Annotated in this window: 18 protein-coding genes; 12 read left to right on the plus strand and 6 right to left on the minus strand. The window is 55.6% G+C overall.

Translation table 11 applies throughout. From position 1 onward, the window contains the following. Nucleotides 1-8 precede the first annotated feature (8 nt). From rseA to acpS, 10 genes are all read left to right on the plus strand, one after another. Nucleotides 9-656, plus strand: coding sequence for an anti-sigma-E factor RseA (rseA, locus tag ABTW00_RS05880; protein WP_064543431.1), 648 nt, complete (start codon nt 9-11; stop codon nt 654-656). Further along, nucleotides 656-1,609: a sigma-E factor regulatory protein RseB gene (rseB, locus tag ABTW00_RS05885; RefSeq protein ID WP_064543433.1), complete on the plus strand. Its 954-nt coding sequence runs from the start codon at nt 656-658 to the stop codon at nt 1,607-1,609. Before rseA ends, rseB begins: the two co-directional genes overlap by 1 nt. Then, on the plus strand, nt 1,606-2,082 hold the full coding sequence (gene rseC, locus ABTW00_RS05890; protein WP_433639510.1) for a SoxR-reducing system protein RseC: 477 nt from the start codon (nt 1,606-1,608) through the stop codon (nt 2,080-2,082). Before rseB ends, rseC begins: the two co-directional genes overlap by 4 nt. A 172-nt stretch (nt 2,083-2,254) precedes the next feature. Then, complete coding sequence (lepA, locus tag ABTW00_RS05895) at nt 2,255-4,054, plus strand: translation elongation factor 4 (RefSeq protein WP_064543437.1); 1,800 nt, start codon at nt 2,255-2,257, stop codon at nt 4,052-4,054. Nucleotides 4,055-4,069: 15 nt separating this feature from the next. Further along, the gene (lepB, locus tag ABTW00_RS05900; protein WP_065355957.1) at nt 4,070-5,044 is read left to right on the plus strand and encodes a signal peptidase I; all 975 of its coding nucleotides are present in this window, start codon (nt 4,070-4,072) and stop codon (nt 5,042-5,044) included. A gap of 218 nt (nt 5,045-5,262) precedes the next feature. Then, a complete protein-coding gene (gene rnc / locus ABTW00_RS05905) occupies nt 5,263-5,943 on the plus strand; it encodes a ribonuclease III (RefSeq protein ID WP_064543445.1) in 681 nt (226 codons plus the stop codon). Then, complete coding sequence (gene era, locus ABTW00_RS05910) at nt 5,940-6,845, plus strand: GTPase Era (RefSeq protein WP_064543447.1); 906 nt, start codon at nt 5,940-5,942, stop codon at nt 6,843-6,845. Before rnc ends, era begins: the two co-directional genes overlap by 4 nt. A gap of 11 nt (nt 6,846-6,856) precedes the next feature. Beyond that, on the plus strand, nt 6,857-7,564 hold the full coding sequence (gene recO, locus ABTW00_RS05915; protein WP_064543449.1) for a DNA repair protein RecO: 708 nt from the start codon (nt 6,857-6,859) through the stop codon (nt 7,562-7,564). A 96-nt stretch (nt 7,565-7,660) separates the two neighbouring features. Beyond that, on the plus strand, nt 7,661-8,392 hold the full coding sequence (pdxJ, locus tag ABTW00_RS05920; protein WP_433639516.1) for a pyridoxine 5'-phosphate synthase: 732 nt from the start codon (nt 7,661-7,663) through the stop codon (nt 8,390-8,392). Further along, nucleotides 8,392-8,772, plus strand: a complete 381-nt coding sequence (gene acpS, locus ABTW00_RS05925) for a holo-ACP synthase (RefSeq protein WP_064543453.1) — start codon at nt 8,392-8,394, stop codon at nt 8,770-8,772. Before pdxJ ends, acpS begins: the two co-directional genes overlap by 1 nt. Here the strand turns inward: acpS and ABTW00_RS05930 are convergent. Then, nucleotides 8,769-9,029, minus strand: coding sequence for a YfhL family 4Fe-4S dicluster ferredoxin (locus tag ABTW00_RS05930; RefSeq protein ID WP_064543456.1), 261 nt, complete (start codon nt 9,027-9,029; stop codon nt 8,769-8,771). The two genes, acpS and ABTW00_RS05930, sit on opposite strands and share 4 nt — an antisense overlap. A 93-nt stretch (nt 9,030-9,122) precedes the next feature. Then, complete coding sequence (locus tag ABTW00_RS05935) at nt 9,123-9,971, minus strand: MurR/RpiR family transcriptional regulator (RefSeq protein WP_064543458.1); 849 nt, start codon at nt 9,969-9,971, stop codon at nt 9,123-9,125. Nucleotides 9,972-10,197: 226 nt separating this feature from the next. Here ABTW00_RS05935 and yfhb point away from each other — a divergent pair, with 226 nt between their 5' ends. Beyond that, entirely contained in the window at nt 10,198-10,833 is a 636-nt protein-coding gene (gene yfhb, locus ABTW00_RS05940) for a phosphatidylglycerophosphatase C (RefSeq protein ID WP_064543460.1), read from the plus strand. Between the two features lie 65 nt (nt 10,834-10,898). After that, a complete protein-coding gene (gene tadA, locus ABTW00_RS05945; protein WP_433639522.1) occupies nt 10,899-11,402 on the plus strand; it encodes a tRNA adenosine(34) deaminase TadA in 504 nt (167 codons plus the stop codon). A gap of 10 nt (nt 11,403-11,412) precedes the next feature. On the opposite strand, the gene ABTW00_RS05950 is transcribed toward tadA, so the two are convergent. The 4 genes from ABTW00_RS05950 to mltF all read right to left on the minus strand — a co-directional run bounded on the left by ABTW00_RS05950 (nt 11,413) and on the right by mltF (nt 17,302). Continuing rightward, nucleotides 11,413-12,249: a helix-turn-helix domain-containing protein gene (locus ABTW00_RS05950; RefSeq protein WP_065355950.1), complete on the minus strand. Its 837-nt coding sequence runs from the start codon at nt 12,247-12,249 to the stop codon at nt 11,413-11,415. 19 nt (nt 12,250-12,268) lie between these two features. Next, nucleotides 12,269-14,248: an amylo-alpha-1,6-glucosidase gene (locus tag ABTW00_RS05955; protein ID WP_433639525.1), complete on the minus strand. Its 1,980-nt coding sequence runs from the start codon at nt 14,246-14,248 to the stop codon at nt 12,269-12,271. After that, the gene (locus ABTW00_RS05960) at nt 14,248-15,609 is read right to left on the minus strand and encodes an MFS transporter (protein ID WP_064543465.1); all 1,362 of its coding nucleotides are present in this window, start codon (nt 15,607-15,609) and stop codon (nt 14,248-14,250) included. The genes ABTW00_RS05955 and ABTW00_RS05960 overlap by 1 nt, the downstream gene beginning before the upstream one ends. Before the next feature lie 154 nt (nt 15,610-15,763). Further along, nucleotides 15,764-17,302: a membrane-bound lytic murein transglycosylase MltF gene (gene mltF, locus ABTW00_RS05965; RefSeq protein WP_064543467.1), complete on the minus strand. Its 1,539-nt coding sequence runs from the start codon at nt 17,300-17,302 to the stop codon at nt 15,764-15,766. Between the last annotated feature and the right edge of the window lie 171 nt (nt 17,303-17,473).

Genomic DNA, 17,473 nt, shown 5'->3' on the forward strand with positions numbered 1-17,473 from the left:
TATTAGGCATGCAGAAAGAACAACTTTCCGCCTTAATGGATGGTGAAACGCTGGATAAAGAACTGTTAACTGAGTTAACACGTTCAACAGAGTTGCAGAAAACCTGGGAGAGCTATCACCTCATTCGTGATTCGCTGCGCGGCGAAACGAGTGAAGTACTTCACTTTGATATCTCCTCTCGCGTGATGGCCGCCATCGAAAATGAGCCCGCTCGTATACCGACTGCGCCGCTCATTCCTGAAGCCCAGCCAGCACCCCATCAATGGCAGAAAATGCCGTTCTGGAACAAGGTCCGTCCATGGGCCAGCTCGCTTACCCAAATGGGCGTGGCAGCTTGCGTATCACTGGCTGTTATTGTCGGCGTTCAGCACTATAATGGGCAACCAGATTCCTCTCAACCTGAGTCACCGGTATTCAACACGCTGCCGATGATGGGCAAAGCCAGCCCGGTTAGCCTGGGCGTTCCTTCCGATGCGTCGGCAGGTAACGGTCAGCAGCAGGTTCAGGAACAGCGTCGTCGTATTAATGCTATGCTGCAGGATTATGAATTGCAGCGTCGCTTGCATTCTGAACAGCTTCAGTTTGAGCAGGCACAAACTCAGCAGGCTGCTGTTCAGGTGCCAGGCTATCAAACTTTAGGAACGCAATCGCAGTAATGAAGCAACTTTGGTGTGCCATGTCACTTGTGGCTGGTAGCCTGTTCTTCTCCGCTAACGCCTCGGCTGATGTATCGTCCGGGGCGTTGTTGCAGGAAATGAATCTGGCCAGTCAGTCACTCAACTACGAGCTGTCGTTCGTCAGCATCAATAAATCCGGCGTGGAATCGTTACGCTATCGTCACGTGCGTCTGAACGGTCAGCCGCTGGCGGAGCTGTTGCAAATGGACGGTCCACGACGTGCGGTGGTCCAGCGCGGCAACGAAATCAGCTATTTCGAGCCGGGTCTCGATCCCTTCACGCTGAACGGCGACTACATTGTCGACTCCTTGCCTTCGCTGGTGTATACCGATTTTAAACGTCTGGCGCCTTACTACGACTTTATATCCGTCGGGCGTACGCGTATTGCCGATCGCATGTGCGACGTGATTCGCGTTGTGGCGCGGGACGGCACGCGCTACAGCTATATCGTCTGGGTTGATTCCGAAAGCAAATTGCCGATGCGCGTCGATCTGCTCGACCGTGATGGTGAAACGCTGGAGCAGTTCCGGGTGATTGCGGTCACCACGGGCGACCAGGTCAGCGGCACGATGCAGAACCTGGCAAAGGCTAATCTGCCGCCGCAGCTTTCAGTACCCACCAGTAATAATGTTGACCTGAACTGGTCCGCGGGTTGGGTGCCACAGGGCTTTAAAGAGATTTCCAGCAGCCGCCGCACGCTGCCGAGCGTTGATAGCCCGGTAGAGTCGCGCCTGTTTTCCGATGGTCTCTTTAGCTTCTCAATTAACATCAATCGCGCCACAGCCAACAGCAGCGATCAAATGCTGCGTACCGGCCGCCGGACGGTGAGCACCACGGTGCATAACCAGGCTGAAATTACCATCGTTGGTGAACTGCCGCCGCAAACCGCGAAACGGGTCGCAGACGGTATTCAATTCAAGGGTGCGCAATGATTAAAGAGTGGGCCACCGTTATCGCGTGGGACAACGGCATGGCGCAGGTCAGCTGCGACGTAAAAGCTTCCTGCAACAGCTGCGCTTCGCGCGCGGGCTGCGGCAGCCGGGTGCTTAATAAGTTAGGGCCGCAAACCACCCACACCATCACCGTGCCGAGTGCGGAACCGCTGGTGGCCGGGCAAAAGGTCGAGCTGGGCATTACCGAAAGCAGCCTGCTGGGTTCCGCAATGCTGGTGTATATGTCCCCGCTGCTCGGTCTGTTTGCGGTCGCCGCATTGTTTCAGGTATTGTTCGGCACCGATATTGCTGCGCTCAGTGGCGCGGTGCTGGGTGGTGTTGGTGGTTTTCTTATTGCGAAGGGCTTTTCGCCGCGTCTTGCTGCGAGGGAAACCTGGCAGCCGGTCATCATCAGCGTAGGGCTTCCCCCCGACCTGGTCCGCACGGCATCTTCATCTGAAATGAGCCAGTGATTACACTGGCTTTATTTTTTTGGAACGCTCCTCGCAGGAAGCGTTATGCTTGCGGGAAGAGCATTTCCTGGTTACGCGGTTGTAGTGTAGAATGCGGCGTTTTCGAACGACAACAATGTCAGGCTCCGTACCGCGGCCTCAAAGTATCCGTAAGGCATAAATATTTTAATATATGAAGAATATACGTAACTTCTCCATCATTGCACATATCGACCACGGTAAATCGACGCTGTCTGACCGTATTATTCAGATTTGCGGCGGCCTTTCTGACCGCGAAATGGAAGCCCAGGTTCTGGATTCAATGGATCTGGAACGCGAACGCGGCATTACCATTAAAGCGCAGAGCGTGACGCTGGACTTTAAATCAGCCGATGGCGAGACCTATCAGCTGAACTTTATCGACACCCCGGGCCACGTCGACTTCTCTTATGAAGTTTCCCGTTCTCTGGCGGCCTGTGAAGGCGCACTGCTGGTGGTTGACGCCGGGCAGGGCGTAGAAGCGCAGACGCTGGCGAACTGCTACACCGCCATGGAAATGGATCTGGAAGTGGTGCCGGTTCTGAACAAAATCGACCTGCCGGCCGCCGATCCTGAGCGCGTAGCGGAAGAAATTGAAGACATCGTCGGTATCGACGCTACCGACGCAGTACGCTGCTCGGCGAAAACCGGCGTAGGCGTGACCGATGTGCTGGAACGTCTGGTGCGTGATATTCCGCCGCCGGAAGGCGATCCGGAAGGCCCGCTGCAGGCGCTGATCATCGACTCCTGGTTCGATAACTACCTTGGCGTGGTTTCGCTGGTGCGTATTAAAAACGGCACCATGCGTAAAGGCGACAAAATTAAAGTGATGAGCACCGGTCAGGTTTATAACGCCGACCGTCTGGGCATCTTTACGCCAAAACAGGTTGACCGTACCGAGCTGAAATGCGGCGAGGTAGGTTGGCTGGTGTGTGCGATTAAAGACATCCTTGGCGCCCCGGTTGGTGATACCTTAACTTCTGCGCGTAACCCGGCAGAGAAAGCGCTGCCAGGCTTCAAGAAGGTGAAGCCGCAGGTTTATGCCGGTCTGTTCCCGGTCAGCTCTGACGATTACGAAAACTTCCGTGATGCGCTCGGCAAGCTGAGCCTGAACGATGCCTCCCTGTTCTACGAGCCGGAAAGCTCAACCGCGCTGGGCTTCGGCTTCCGCTGTGGTTTCCTCGGCCTGCTGCACATGGAGATCATTCAGGAACGTCTGGAACGTGAATACGATCTGGATCTGATCACCACCGCGCCGACCGTAGTTTACGAAGTGGAAACCACGGCGAAAGAGACTATCTACGTCGATAGCCCGTCCAAGCTGCCGCCGCTGAACAACATCTACGAACTGCGCGAGCCGATCGCCGAGTGTCATATGCTGCTGCCGCAGGCTTACCTCGGTAACGTTATCACGCTGTGTATCGAGAAGCGTGGCGTGCAGACCAACATGGTTTACCACGGTAACCAGGTCGCGCTGACCTATGAAATTCCGATGGCGGAAGTGGTACTCGACTTCTTCGACCGCCTGAAGTCGACTTCCCGCGGCTATGCGTCGCTGGACTATAACTTCAAGCGCTTCCAGGCGTCTGACATGGTGCGCGTTGATGTCCTCATCAACAACGAACGTGTTGATGCGCTGGCGCTGATCACTCACCGCGACAACTCCCAGAGCCGTGGCCGTGAGCTGGTGGAGAAGATGAAAGATCTGATCCCTCGCCAGCAGTTTGATATCGCGATTCAGGCGGCCATCGGCACGCATATCATCGCGCGTTCAACGGTGAAGCAGCTGCGTAAAAACGTTCTGGCGAAGTGCTACGGTGGCGATATCAGCCGTAAGAAAAAGCTGCTGCAAAAACAGAAAGAGGGTAAAAAGCGCATGAAGCAGATCGGTAACGTCGAACTGCCGCAGGAAGCGTTCCTCGCCATTCTGCATGTCGGTAAAGACAGCAAATAATCTTAAGGAGTTGGCATGGCGAACATGTTTGCCCTGATTCTGGTGATTGCCACACTGATCACGGGCGTTTTGTGGTGCGTTGATAAGTTTATCTTCGCGCCCAAACGGCGGGAACGTCAGGCGGCGGCGCAGGTCGCCACCGGCGAAGCGCTGGACAAAAAGACGCTGAAAAAAGTCGGCCCGAAACCGGGCTGGCTGGAAACCGGCGCATCGGTCTTTCCGGTGCTGGCGATCGTGCTGATCGTACGCTCATTTATTTATGAGCCGTTCCAGATTCCCTCCGGTTCGATGATGCCAACGCTGCTGATTGGCGACTTTATCCTGGTGGAGAAATTCGCCTATGGGATTAAAGACCCGATCTACCAGAAGACGATTATTGAAACGGGCCATCCGAAACGCGGCGATATCGTGGTGTTTAAATACCCGGAAGATCCGCGTCTGGACTACATCAAACGTACCGTCGGCTTGCCGGGCGATAAGGTCACTTACGATCCAATCGCCAAGCAGGTGACGATTCAACCGGGGTGCAGTTCCGGCCAGGCGTGCGGTAGCGCGCTGCCGGTGACTTACTCCAACGTTGAACCGAGCGATTTCGTTCAGACCTTCTCCCGCAGCAACGGCGGCGAGGCGACCAGCGGTTTCTTTGAGATGCCGCAGGGCGAGCGTAAAGCAGACGGCGTGCGGCTGGATCAACGTCAGGAAACGCTGGGCGACGTGAACCACCGTATTCTGACCGTGCCGATTGCTCAGGATCAGGTGGGGATGTACTACCACCAGTCCGGCCTGCCGCTGGCAACCTGGATCGTCCCGCCGGGGCAGTACTTCATGATGGGTGATAACCGCGATAACAGCGCGGACAGCCGTTACTGGGGCTTTGTGCCGGAAGCGAATCTGGTCGGTAAAGCGACCGCTATCTGGATGAGCTTTGAAAAACAAGAGGGCCAATGGCCTACCGGCGTGCGTTTAAGCCGCATTGGTGGGATTCATTAATCCTCTGTTCGACTTCACGCGGCGGCCAAGTGTGCGTCGCGTGAATTATTTAGTTTTAATCTATTCAAACTAACGACATCCCTTGTCGTTGCGTATAGAATATCCCCCCGAAGTTTCGGATGTCTCTTATGGGAGACACGGCACACGAAACCGCGTTGGTTTTCCTCAGGTCTGTTTCGTGTGCTGCATTGTGGACGCATTTATTTATTTGGTATCGCATGAACCCCATCGTAATTAATCGGCTTCAACGGAAGCTGGGCTACACTTTTCTTCATCAGGAGCTGTTGCAACAGGCGTTAACGCACCGCAGTGCTAGCAGCAAACATAACGAACGCTTAGAGTTCCTGGGCGATTCCATTTTAAGCTACGTGATCGCTAACGCGCTCTATCACCGTTTTCCACGCGTGGATGAAGGCGATATGAGCCGCATGCGTGCGACGCTGGTGCGCGGTAACACGCTGGCTGAGATCGCGCGTGAGTTCGAGCTGGGTGAATGCCTGCGCCTGGGGCCGGGCGAGCTGAAAAGCGGCGGCTTCCGTCGGGAATCTATCCTGGCGGATACCGTTGAAGCGTTAATCGGCGGGGTGTTCCTCGACAGCGATATTCAAACCGTCGAGAAGCTGATCCTCTCCTGGTACCAGACCCGTCTGGACGAAATTAGCCCGGGTGATAAGCAAAAAGATCCAAAAACACGCTTGCAGGAGTATCTGCAAGGCCGCCATCTGCCGCTGCCGTCTTATCTGGTGGTTCAGGTGCGTGGGGAAGCACACGATCAGGAATTTACTATCCACTGCCAGGTTAGCGGCCTGAGTGAACCGGTGGTCGGCACAGGTTCCAGCCGTCGCAAGGCGGAACAGGCTGCCGCCGAACAGGCGCTGAAAAAGCTGGAGCTGGAATGAGCGAAGAAAAAACCTACTGCGGATTTATTGCCATCGTCGGTCGTCCGAACGTCGGCAAATCCACACTGTTGAACAAGCTGCTCGGGCAGAAGATCTCGATTACCTCCCGTAAAGCGCAGACCACGCGCCACCGTATTGTGGGCATCCATACCGAAGGCGAGTACCAGGCGATCTACGTCGATACTCCGGGCCTGCATATGGAAGAGAAGCGTGCCATCAACCGTCTGATGAACAAGGCGGCCAGCAGCTCTATCGGTGACGTTGAGCTGGTGATTTTCGTGGTCGAAGGCACCCGCTGGACGCCGGATGACGAAATGGTGCTGAACAAACTGCGCGAAGGCAAAGCGCCGGTGATTCTGGCCGTCAACAAAGTGGATAACGTGCAGGAAAAAGCGGATCTCCTGCCGCATCTGCAGTTCCTCGGTAGCCAGATGAACTTCCTCGATATCGTGCCTATCTCTGCGGAGAGCGGGCTGAACGTGGACACCGTTGCCGGTATCGTGCGTAAGCACCTGCCGGAAGCGACACACCACTTCCCGGAAGACTACATCACCGACCGTTCACAGCGCTTTATGGCTTCGGAAATCATCCGTGAAAAGCTGATGCGTTTCCTGGGGGCTGAGCTGCCGTACTCGGTGACCGTTGAAATCGAGCGCTTCGTCTCTAACGAACGCGGCGGCTACGACATCAATGGTCTGATCCTGGTCGAGCGTGAAGGGCAGAAGAAGATGGTGATTGGCAACAAAGGCGCCAAGATCAAAACCATCGGTATTGAAGCCCGTAAAGATATGCAGGAGATGTTCGAAGCGCCTGTTCACCTGGAACTGTGGGTGAAAGTGAAATCAGGCTGGGCGGATGACGAGCGCGCGCTGCGCAGCCTCGGTTACGTCGACGATCTCTGAGAATAACCCCGATGGAGGGCTGGCAGCGCGCATTTGTTCTGCATAGTCGCCCCTGGAGCGAGACCAGCCTGATGCTGGACGTCTTCACGGAAGAATCGGGTCGCGTGCGCCTTGTGGCAAAAGGCGCACGTTCCAAACGTTCCAACCTTAAAGGTGCGCTTCAGCCCTTTACCCCCCTGTTAGTCCGTTTTGGCGGGCGTGGCGAAGTGAAAACGCTGCGTAGCGCTGAAGCTGTTTCGCTGGCACTTCCTCTGAGCGGCATTACGCTGTATAGCGGTCTGTACATCAACGAACTGGTGTCGCGCGTGCTTGAGCATGAAACCCGCTTTTCCGAACTCTTTTTTGACTATCTGCACTGTATCCAGGCGTTGGCTGGCGCAACGGGTTCGCCTGAACCGGCGCTGCGCCGCTTTGAGCTGGCGTTGCTAGGGCACCTTGGCTATGGCGTCGACTTCCTGCACTGTGCCGGCAGCGGCGATGAGGTGGACGACACCATGACCTACCGCTACCGGGAAGAGAAAGGGTTTATTGCCAGCGTGGTTATCGATAACAACACCTTTACCGGCCATCAGCTGAAAGCGCTAGCTAACCGTGAGTTTCCGGATATTGATACGCTGCGCGCAGCGAAACGCTTTACCCGCATGGCGTTAAAGCCGTATCTTGGCGGGAAACCTTTGAAGAGCCGCGAGTTGTTTCGACAATTTATGCCGAAGCGGTAACACTGATTGCACCCATCCCGCTTTTCACCCTCGCCTCTTTGGGAGAAGGGCCGGGGTGAGGGGAACGAAGTTAAAAATAAAAACACGAGGATTGTCATGGCTGAATTACTGTTAGGCGTCAATATTGACCACATTGCCACCCTGCGTAACGCACGCGGCACCGCTTACCCGGACCCGGTACAGGCCGCGTTTATCGCCGAGCAGGCCGGTGCGGATGGTATCACCGTGCATTTACGTGAAGATCGTCGCCACATCACCGACCGCGACGTGCGTATCCTGCGCCAGACGCTGGACACCCGCATGAACCTGGAGATGGCTGTAACCGAAGAGATGCTGGCCATCGCCTGTGAAACTAAGCCGCATTTCTGCTGCCTGGTGCCGGAAAAGCGTCAGGAAGTGACCACCGAAGGCGGTCTGGACGTTGCCGGTCAGTTTGACAAAATGCGCGATGCCTGCAAGCGCCTTGCCGATGCGGGCATCCTGGTGTCGCTGTTTATTGACGCTGACGACGCGCAGATTAAAGCCGCCGCTGATGTGGGCGCGCCGTATATCGAAATCCACACCGGCTGCTACGCCGATGCCGCCACCGATGCGGAACAGGCTAAAGAGCTCGAGCGTATCGCGAAAGCCGCGACCTACGCCGCAAGCCTGGGCCTGAAGGTTAACGCGGGCCACGGTCTCACTTATCACAACGTGAAAGCCATTGCTGCGCTGCCGGAAATGCACGAGCTGAATATCGGCCACGCGATTATTGGCCGGGCGGTGATGAGCGGCCTGAAAGGGGCGGTGGCGGAAATGAAGCGCCTGATGCTGGAAGCGCGCGCGTAATGGCGATTCTGGGGCTCGGGACAGACATTGTCGAAATCGCCCGTATTGAAGCGGTGATTGCCCGTAGCGGCGATCGCCTTGCGCGTCGGGTGCTCAGCGATAATGAGTGGGCCATCTGGGAGACGCACCAGCAGCCGGTGCGTTTTCTGGCAAAGCGTTTTGCGGTGAAAGAAGCGGCGTCGAAGGCGCTGGGCACCGGTATTCGTAACGGCCTGGCGTTTAATCAGTTTGAAGTTTTTAACGACGAAATGGGCAAGCCGAAACTGCGTTTATGGGGAGAAGCGAAGTTACTCGCCGAGCGTATGGGCGTGGCTCACATGCACGTGACGCTTGCCGATGAGCGTCACTACGCTTGCGCGACGGTGATTGTCGAAAGCTAGATTTTGTCTGCGTGGTGCAGTTGGACAAATTTATCCCACAGCTGCTCTTCGCTTTCCAGATGTGCCGGATCTTTCAGAATCGTATTCGGGATCGGGCACACTTTCTGGCAGGTTGGCGTTTCGTAATGGCCGATGCACTCGGTGCAGCGATCGTGGTCGATCTCATAGATGCTATCACCCATCGAAATGGCCTGGTTAGGGCATTCCGGTTCACACATATCGCAGTTGATACATTTTTTGGTGATTAACAGCGCCATCAGTAAATTCTCAGTAACTCGATCAACAGGGCGCGCATTATACGCGCATTTTCCACGCAGGCCATACCTTTTCTGTGGTCATCGCACCGCAGATCAAACCAGCTTTTTCACCAGCGCCTCGCTGTGGCGAATACGCTCCGGCGCCTTTTCCAGATCCTGCTGCACCAGGCCCATAAACAGGAGATCGGTGAGCATCATCTGCGCGCTGGTGGAGGAAATCGCGGCGCTGCGCGTTGCCTGCTCTTCGGCAATGGTATAAAGGCAGTGCGTCGCGCGCTGCTGTAGCGCGTTGGGCGAAAAGCCGGTAATGGCGAGCACTTTGCCGCCTACCCGTAACGTTTCGTCGGCAGCGAGATTGATCTCGCGACGCGCGCCGGAATAAGAGATGGCTAACAGCAGATCGTCCTGCGCCATCGCCTGAACGGTGGCGAGCAGGGCGTGCATATCAAGCTCCGCCACGGCGTTGAAGCCAATTTTCATCAGCTTCCAGCTAAAATTACGCGCCACCAGCCCGGAAGCGCCAATGCCGGTGAGAATGATGCGCCGCGCGCCGCGTAGCAGGTTGATGGTCTCCAGCAGTTTGTCTTCACTGTTAACGTCCAGTGAAGCATGCATTGCCGCGACGTTATCTTTAATTAGCTTCTCGCCGACCAGCCGTAGCGGATCGTCGCCGCAAATCTGATTATGCACCGGCACCGAGTGCGGGTTGACGTTGCTGGCCAGCGCCTCGCTGAGCGCCAGCTTCAGCGCCGGGAAACCCTTAAAGCCCAACTTTTGGGCGAATTTCACCACGCTGGACTGACTGACGCCAGCCTGACTGGCCAACTGCTGTGAACTTAAATGACGCGCCTGGTCCGGCTGCGCCAGAATAAAATCCGCCAGCTTACGATCGCTTTGCGCCAGCTGAGGATAACGCTGGCGGATACTGATTAGACAATTCATAAGAACCTCATGGGCAAGATCGCCACCTTGCGCCAGAACATCGTTCTGATCATCTGCAAGAATTATGTATTCTATTATACCGGAATATACCGAATTAAATATTCCATGCACCGGCAAAAACGCAACTCTTTTCGCGCATCACGTCCGTTAAGTCGCCGTTTGGCGAAAGACGGTTGGCAATCTGCTAGTCTGTGGGATGATTTGCTCAGGAATACAGGAGACGCTTTTGACTAGCCACTCTCGCCGCGTGGTGTTTTTCGACCTTGACGGTACGCTGCACCAACAGGACCTGTTCGGGTCGTTTATCCGCTATTTGCTGCATCGCCTGCCGCTTAACATGCTCTTGGTGCTGCCGCTGCTTCCCGCCATTGGGTTGGCGATGCTTATCAAAGGTCGCGCGGCCCGCTGGCCGATGAGCGTTCTGCTGTGGGGCTGCACCTTTGGGCGGCGGGAAGCCACGCTCAATGCGCTGGAGGCGAGCTTTATTATCTGGTTTCGCGCTACGGTGACGCCCTTTCCGGTGGTGCAGGCGCGTTTAGACAACTATCTCCAGCATCATGAGGCCGACGTGTGGCTGATTACCGGCTCGCCGCAAACGTTGGTAGAGCGTGTCTATGCCGATGCGCCCTGGATGTCGCGCGTGAACCTTATCGGCAGCCAGATGCAACGTGCGCTGGGTGGCCGGGTACTGTCGGTGCGCTGCCTTGGCCATGAAAAGGTGGTGCAACTGGAGCAGCGCCTTGGCGCGCCGCTGCGCCTGTACAGTGGTTACAGCGACAGCAAGCAGGATAACCCACTGCTCTTTTTCTGTGAGCATCGCTGGCGCGTCACGCCGCACGGCGAGCTGGAACAGCTGGAATAGCGGGCGCTGCGCTTTGCTGGATATTGTGTATAATGCGCCGCGTTTGAAAACCTGGAGTCCCGACGTTGTCCGACATTGAACAAAATCACGAATACTGGATGCGCCACGCGCTGGTGCTGGCTCGTCGTGCCTGGGAAGAGGGCGAGGTGCCGGTTGGCGCGGTACTGGTACACAATAATCAGGTGATTGGCGAAGGCTGGAATCGGCCGATTGGCCGTCACGATCCGACGGCACATGCTGAAATTATGGCGCTACGCCAGGGTGGGGTGGTGCTGCAGAACTATCGTTTGATCGACACGACCCTCTACGTTACCCTGGAACCGTGCGTGATGTGCGCGGGAGCGATGGTGCATGGGCGTATTGGCCAGCTGGTGTTTGGCGCGCGTGATGCTAAAACCGGCGCGGCCGGTTCACTGATTGACGTCCTGCATCATCCTGGAATGAACCATCGCGTTGAAATCACGGAAGGGGTGCTGGCGGATGAGTGTTCGGCCATGCTGAGCGACTTCTTTCGCCATCGCCGTCAGCAGCACAAGGCGCTGAAGCAGTCGCTAAAAAATAGCCTGTAACGGGGGGGAGCTACGCCACCGTCCGTTTTTCTCTTTCCGCACTCGGTGAATGTTGAAAAAAACGGCTGTAGGCTTCGGTTAAACGGGGCAATGAGCTAAATCCGCAGGCGCGGGCAATACTGGCCACCGAGCGTTCGGTGGTACGCAGCATTTCTTGCGCTTTCAACAGTCGGTAGCGTTGGACGAACTGTTCCGGCGTAAAGCCAGTAAACTCCTTGATAAACCGGTACAAAGTGCGTTTGGGAATGGCGCACTCTTCCGCCAGATGCTCCCAGATGACGTCATGTTGCAAATTGTCCCGAATGCTGCACAACAACCGTCGTTTTTTATCATCATAACGACCGCCCCGCGGTAATCTGACGCTGCTTTCCATCAGCATGCCAACAATCGTCAAAAGTATGGCTTCGGTTGTGACGAAATAAGTACTGTCATAATCATCATCCGTTTTGCTGTGAATCTCACCTGCCAGCTGCACCACGCGCGCCAGCGCCGCTTCGTTTAATGAGGATGGCCGCTCGCGGGTCTGCATTTGAAGCTGTATAAGCAGAGGCAGCAGCGATTTTACGAACTGAAACTCGCCGTCGCGGCGCAGCAGGATATTAATCAGCGACAGATGCCGGGTGGATTCGTAATAGTGAATGTCGTTGGCGGAGACGAAGAAAAAATCGCCCTTAAAGACCAGATTGACGCGATCGTTGATGATATGAAATCCGCAGCCCTCTTTCACGATGACGATTTCGTGAAAATCATGGCCGTGTATATCCGCCATCTCCTGATCGCGTGAACTGAACAGCGAAAACGCGTGGGTATCGGAGAGGAAGTAGTCCTGGGCGAGCATAATCTTCATTTTTCCTCTCCTGACATCGTTAAGTAACTGGCAGCGTTAATGCTTCCCCGGCGTGAAGCGGCCAGCTTTCGCCGTGCAGTCGGAGCACGCCGCCGCCGCGGGAGGCGCAAACCGTCAGCTGATTGTCGCGTAAGGTGAGCGTGACTTCACCCTCTTTAATCGGCAATGTGCAGTCCAGCATGCTAAAAGGCGCAAACCATGGCTCAATGGCGAAGGTTTCATACCCCGGCGTTAGCGGATGTAGCCCGATAAAGTAGCGCCCCAGCAGGTAGAGCGGGCTCGCTCCCCAGGCGTGGCACAGGCTCTTACCAAACTTGTCACCGTACATCGCGTAGTGTTCGTCGCCTTTAATATCCGGGTTGTACTCTTCCCAGAAAGTTGTTGCTCCCAGCGCCAGCATGCCGCCCCAGTAATCGCGCATCCGTTGCCAGACCACATCCTGTCGGCCACATTGGCACAGCGTATCCAGCTCGAAAAAGGTGAAGTAGGGGGTGACGATGGGGGCAATAGCCTCGTTCATCAGCACTCGCTCGACGATGGTCTGTCGCCGCTCGGGGGTTACGGTATCAAACATCAGCGCGAAGATGTTGGCATGACGAGTCACGTGACGTTTACCGCTCTCATAGCTATCGATATAGGCGCCTTGCGCTTCGTCCCAGAAAAAAAGGTCGATGTTTTTTGCCAGCTTATCGGCCCGCCGCTGCCACTCGGCAGGATCCGCACCGACGATCTCCGCGCACAGCGCCAGCGAGCGCCAGGCCTTCAGCAGCAGCATCTGTTCAGCGCACACCGCGCCGGTTTTATCGATTTCGGCCCAGTCGATAAAAATCCAGTCGCCTTCTTTACCGCGAATAAAACCGCTTTCGTCGATATCGGGCATCAGCCATTCCATCAGGCTGACCATTTTGCCGTATACCTGATGGACAAACTCCGCATCGTTGCTCATCAGGTAGTGTTTCTCAATATTAATCACCCACAGCAGCGAGTAGTCGACGATGGTATTGATATGCTGGCGCATCGGGTCGCGACCGCGAAGGGCGAGCAGGGTACGGCGGTTGATATCTTCATCGAAAAACAGATACGGGTTGATCAGCGTGCACTGCCAGGCATCGCCCGACCAGATCCAGCGGTCGCGCTTCACGCCATCAATGAAAAACAGATCGCTGCACAGGGCAAACGTCTCGCGCGAAACCTGCCAGATCTGATCGATCAGCGGGTCGTTGCTGCGGAAGCTGGCGCAGCGTGGTTTGGCGATAAATTCATGCTCCGCCGCCAGGCTGACTGCGCCATGTGCGACGTCGGGAATAAAAACGTAGCGGAAGGCGCGTTTACGGATTGTTGAATCCGGCGTGACGTTCGTCTGCGAGTAGTAGCAATATTGAGTGTCCAGCGCTTCCGCCTGGGATTCGCCATAGCACAGCGTCACCGGCGGTTGCGTATCGCTGTTGAAGCTGACCGCGAGCTGCCCATTCACGACGCGCACGAAATCGTACAGCACGCCGCCATTCATCGCGCGTTCACTCACCGGCAGCCGAGGTTCACGCTCAAAGTTAACGGCGTTGGGAGAGGTCTGCGCTGAGGTATAGAGCGCATCGCAGCCCGCCGGCGCGGTATCGATATAGTCGCTGGCAAACCAGCTTTCATCGCTGAAAATTTGCTCACCCTCGGCGCGCAGCGCGGGAAGCCCGCTGGCATTGGCGACGTAGAAGGTGAGCGTTTGCTCGCCCGCCGGGCAGGTCAGCGGGCCGTGCAGCGGCTGTTTTTTGCCGTCAATCAGCGCGTAGCCGGAACCTTCTACCTGTACGGTGAAGGTCTGCGGTTCGCTAAAACAGTAGCGGCGGGTAAAGATCACGCTTTTGCAGCAGTCTTCCAGGTGCCAATAGGCGGGCCAGTCGAAACCGCGCTCTTCGCGCTGCAGGTTTTGCAATAACGCGTGGCGGATCTCAAAGTCACCGGCCAGCCAGATCCATTTTGCGCGTGCATTACGCATTGTCATCATCAATTCCCCAGACCTTCTGCATTCAGTAATTTTTGTTCTGCGAGCTGCTTCTTAATCTCTTCATACTGGTTATCGAGAGTATAAAAACGCCCCATCCACAGCATCGAAACCACAATTAACCCCGCCGGGATCCACAGATAGCAGGCTTTAATTGCCATAATCGCCGCCGCCGACTGCTGCGCTTCCGCGACGTAACCGGTAGCCGAGAGCATAAAGCCGCTCAATGCCCCGGCTGCCGCCATCGCCACCTTGCCGATAAAACCGTTTACCGAGGTAAGAATACCCGCCGTGTTGATGCCGGTTTTCCACTCGCCGTAGTCCACCGGATCGGCCTGCATGGAAAAATAGATAGCATTACGCTGCCCGAAGCCCAGCGCCAGCAGCACCGCGCCGGACATCAGCCCCCAGACGTTGACGCCGGAGAGCATCATAATGACCATACCGCCGAGGTTGACGGCGCAGGCCAACTGATACACCTGAATCTTGCGCAGCCGTTTGGCGAGGAACGGTACGGTCAGCGTACCCAGCAGCGGCACAAATGAGGCGATACCTGCCGCTACGGAGGTGAGGGCGGTATTGCCGACGTAATATTTAAAGAAGTAGATAAGCGCGCCGGACTGTAAAAAGAACGCGCCCCACATAAAAAGAATATTGATGGCGAACACCTTCCACGGCGTGTTCTCTTTGAGCCCCTGCCAGGCGCGGCGCAGGGTCATCTTTTCCGGCGTAATGGCGTAACGCTCTTTCACGTTGCAAAAGCTGACAAACAGAAAGAAAGTCGACAGCACGCCGAACAGCGTGGCGGTATAGATAAATCCACGGTCCTGATTTCCGTTGCCCAACCAATTGACCAATGGCAACGTGGCGACCGAGACAATCGTCGAACCAATAAAACTGAACATTATTCTCACGGAGGATAGCACGGTACGCTCATGCGCATCGTTGCTTAAGAAAGGCAGCATCGCGTTATACGGAATATTGACCACCGTAAACATCACCGATAATAAAAAATAGGTGATAAACGCCCATATTAGTTTGCCGGTAGTGCCGAAGTCTGGAATATAAAAGGCGAGAATACATAACAGGCCAAAAGGGATGGCGCCAATCGCCAGCCACGGACGACAGCGGCCCCAACGGGTACTGGTATTATCAATGAGGATCCCCATTAATACATCCGTGACCCCGTCGGCCAGGCGCGTAATCAAAAACATAATGCCGATATAATAGGCAGGGAGCTTCATGATATCGGTATAAAAATACATTAAATATAATGAAATTAATTGCCACACTAAATTACAGGAAATATCGGCTACGGAAAAACCAAGCCGTAATCTCCAGGGAGACGCCGTTTTTGTTTCCATACAAACCTCATTGAACTCATGGGATAGTTGGCCGTATTAGCGATACGACCTGAGCATAGAGGTATTAGATAACAGCGTCTTTGCCGAGTCATCGGCTTGATTTGGCACTGGCGCGGAAACGAGCGTGACGCTGTCGGCGTTTTTGAACGGTAATCTAGTGTTTCGCCGGAAAATAGAGCAGAGAGGCGTCGTTGCCGCTCTGGTTGTCCTGGCGTAAAAAGGAGAACAGCCCGAAAAGGTTGTTGTCGCGGTGAAGCTCATCCAGGGTCACCACCGGGTAAGCCTCTGCGATCTCCAGCCGCTCCGTCGCCTTCTTCTCTTTTTCCTGCAAATAGCCTACCAGGCTTATCTGGTACTTCCGGATGTTCTCGACGTAGGCATAGGCCTCATGGCCGCGCGCGTAGCCATAGGTCAACTTGCTATACCATGCCTTCTGGCTGAGCAGCGGCAGACGCTGTTTGACGTCCGCCCAGCTATCCGGGTTGCCTTTTTGCCTGGCCGTCAGCGCGCGGGCGTCGAGCATATGGGCGTAGCCCATGTTATAGGCGGCGAGCGCAAACCAGATTTTCTCTTCCTGCGGCACGCTGTCCGGTACCTTATCCATCATGTCCTGCAAATAACGCATGCCGCCGCTGATACTCTGCTCGGCGTCGGTGCGATCGCTCAGACCTAAGCTCTGAGCGGTATTTTTGGTCAGCATCATCAGGCCGCGTACCCCGGTCGGCGAGGTTGCCAGCGGGTCCCAATGCGATTCCTGGTAGGAGATGGCCGCCAGCAGCTTCCAGTCTATTGCGCTGGCGTACTTTTCAAAGAGCGGCTGCAGGTCGGGAAGGACGTTATCCACCGCGCGCAGGAAAGAACGCGTATCGACGTAGTCAAAGTCGTCGCCGTGCCCAAGGTACTTTTCCTCCAGGCGGGCGAGGGTGCCGTCTTCATTCATATTATTGAAGAAGTCGAGCATCGCCGCTGAAAGCGTATTGTCGTTGTCTTTCAGGCTAAACCAGGTTACCGGCTGTTCGTCAGTGACGTCGAGAGCCACCGCCAGCTCCGGGTGTACACGCTGGAACAGGCCGATGGCGACGGAATCCGCAATCGTGTAGTTGAGCTTACCGTCGATGACCGCCTGCATGAGATCGACCGAGCCGCGTTTATCATCCACCGTCCAGGCCAGATCGGGGTATTTCTTCTCTTTAAGCGTCTGCAGGTCGTTGATGACTACCTGCCCCGGCGCGACGGTGAGTTGGTCTGCGGTGACGTTGCTCAGACTACGCGGGCGGTAGCTGCCAACGCGGTAGACCAGCTGTTGTGATACGGAATAGTAGGTTGGCCCTGGCTGGTAGCTTTGTACGCGTTCGCTGTTATAGACCAGGCCTGCAGCCAGTAAATCGGCATCGCCGTGGTCCAGGTCGTCAAACAGCTGGCTGATATTCTGGCGCACGGTCACCTTCAGCTTGACGCCGAGGTAGTCGGCAAACTGTTGTGCCAGCTCGTAATCAAGCCCATACACTTTGCCGTTAATGGTGGCGTAGGTCAGCGGCGACTGCACGGTACTGACGCGCAGCTCCCCCCGCTCCACAATCGCGGCGATGCGGTTCTCTGGTTTGCCAAACCAGGGGAGTGAGGGCCAGAGGGCCGCTGCCAGCAGCAACGTGACGACGCCGATGAGCAGATAATTAATCTTTAATTTTTTCAAATAGTTAATTCGCTGCAGTATCCGTGGAGGTCCCTGATAACATTACGGTTTGTTACAGAATGAGCGGCATTTTGCTTAAGATTGCGCCAGTTGGCAACTGATTCGCGATGTGTGTCACATCTATTGATAAAGACGAGAGATGATTTTATTTCGACGCAAACGGTTTCGTCA

The sequence above is a fragment of the Kluyvera georgiana genome (assembly GCF_050990895.1).
GTDB classification, from domain to species: domain Bacteria; phylum Pseudomonadota; class Gammaproteobacteria; order Enterobacterales; family Enterobacteriaceae; genus Kluyvera; species Kluyvera georgiana.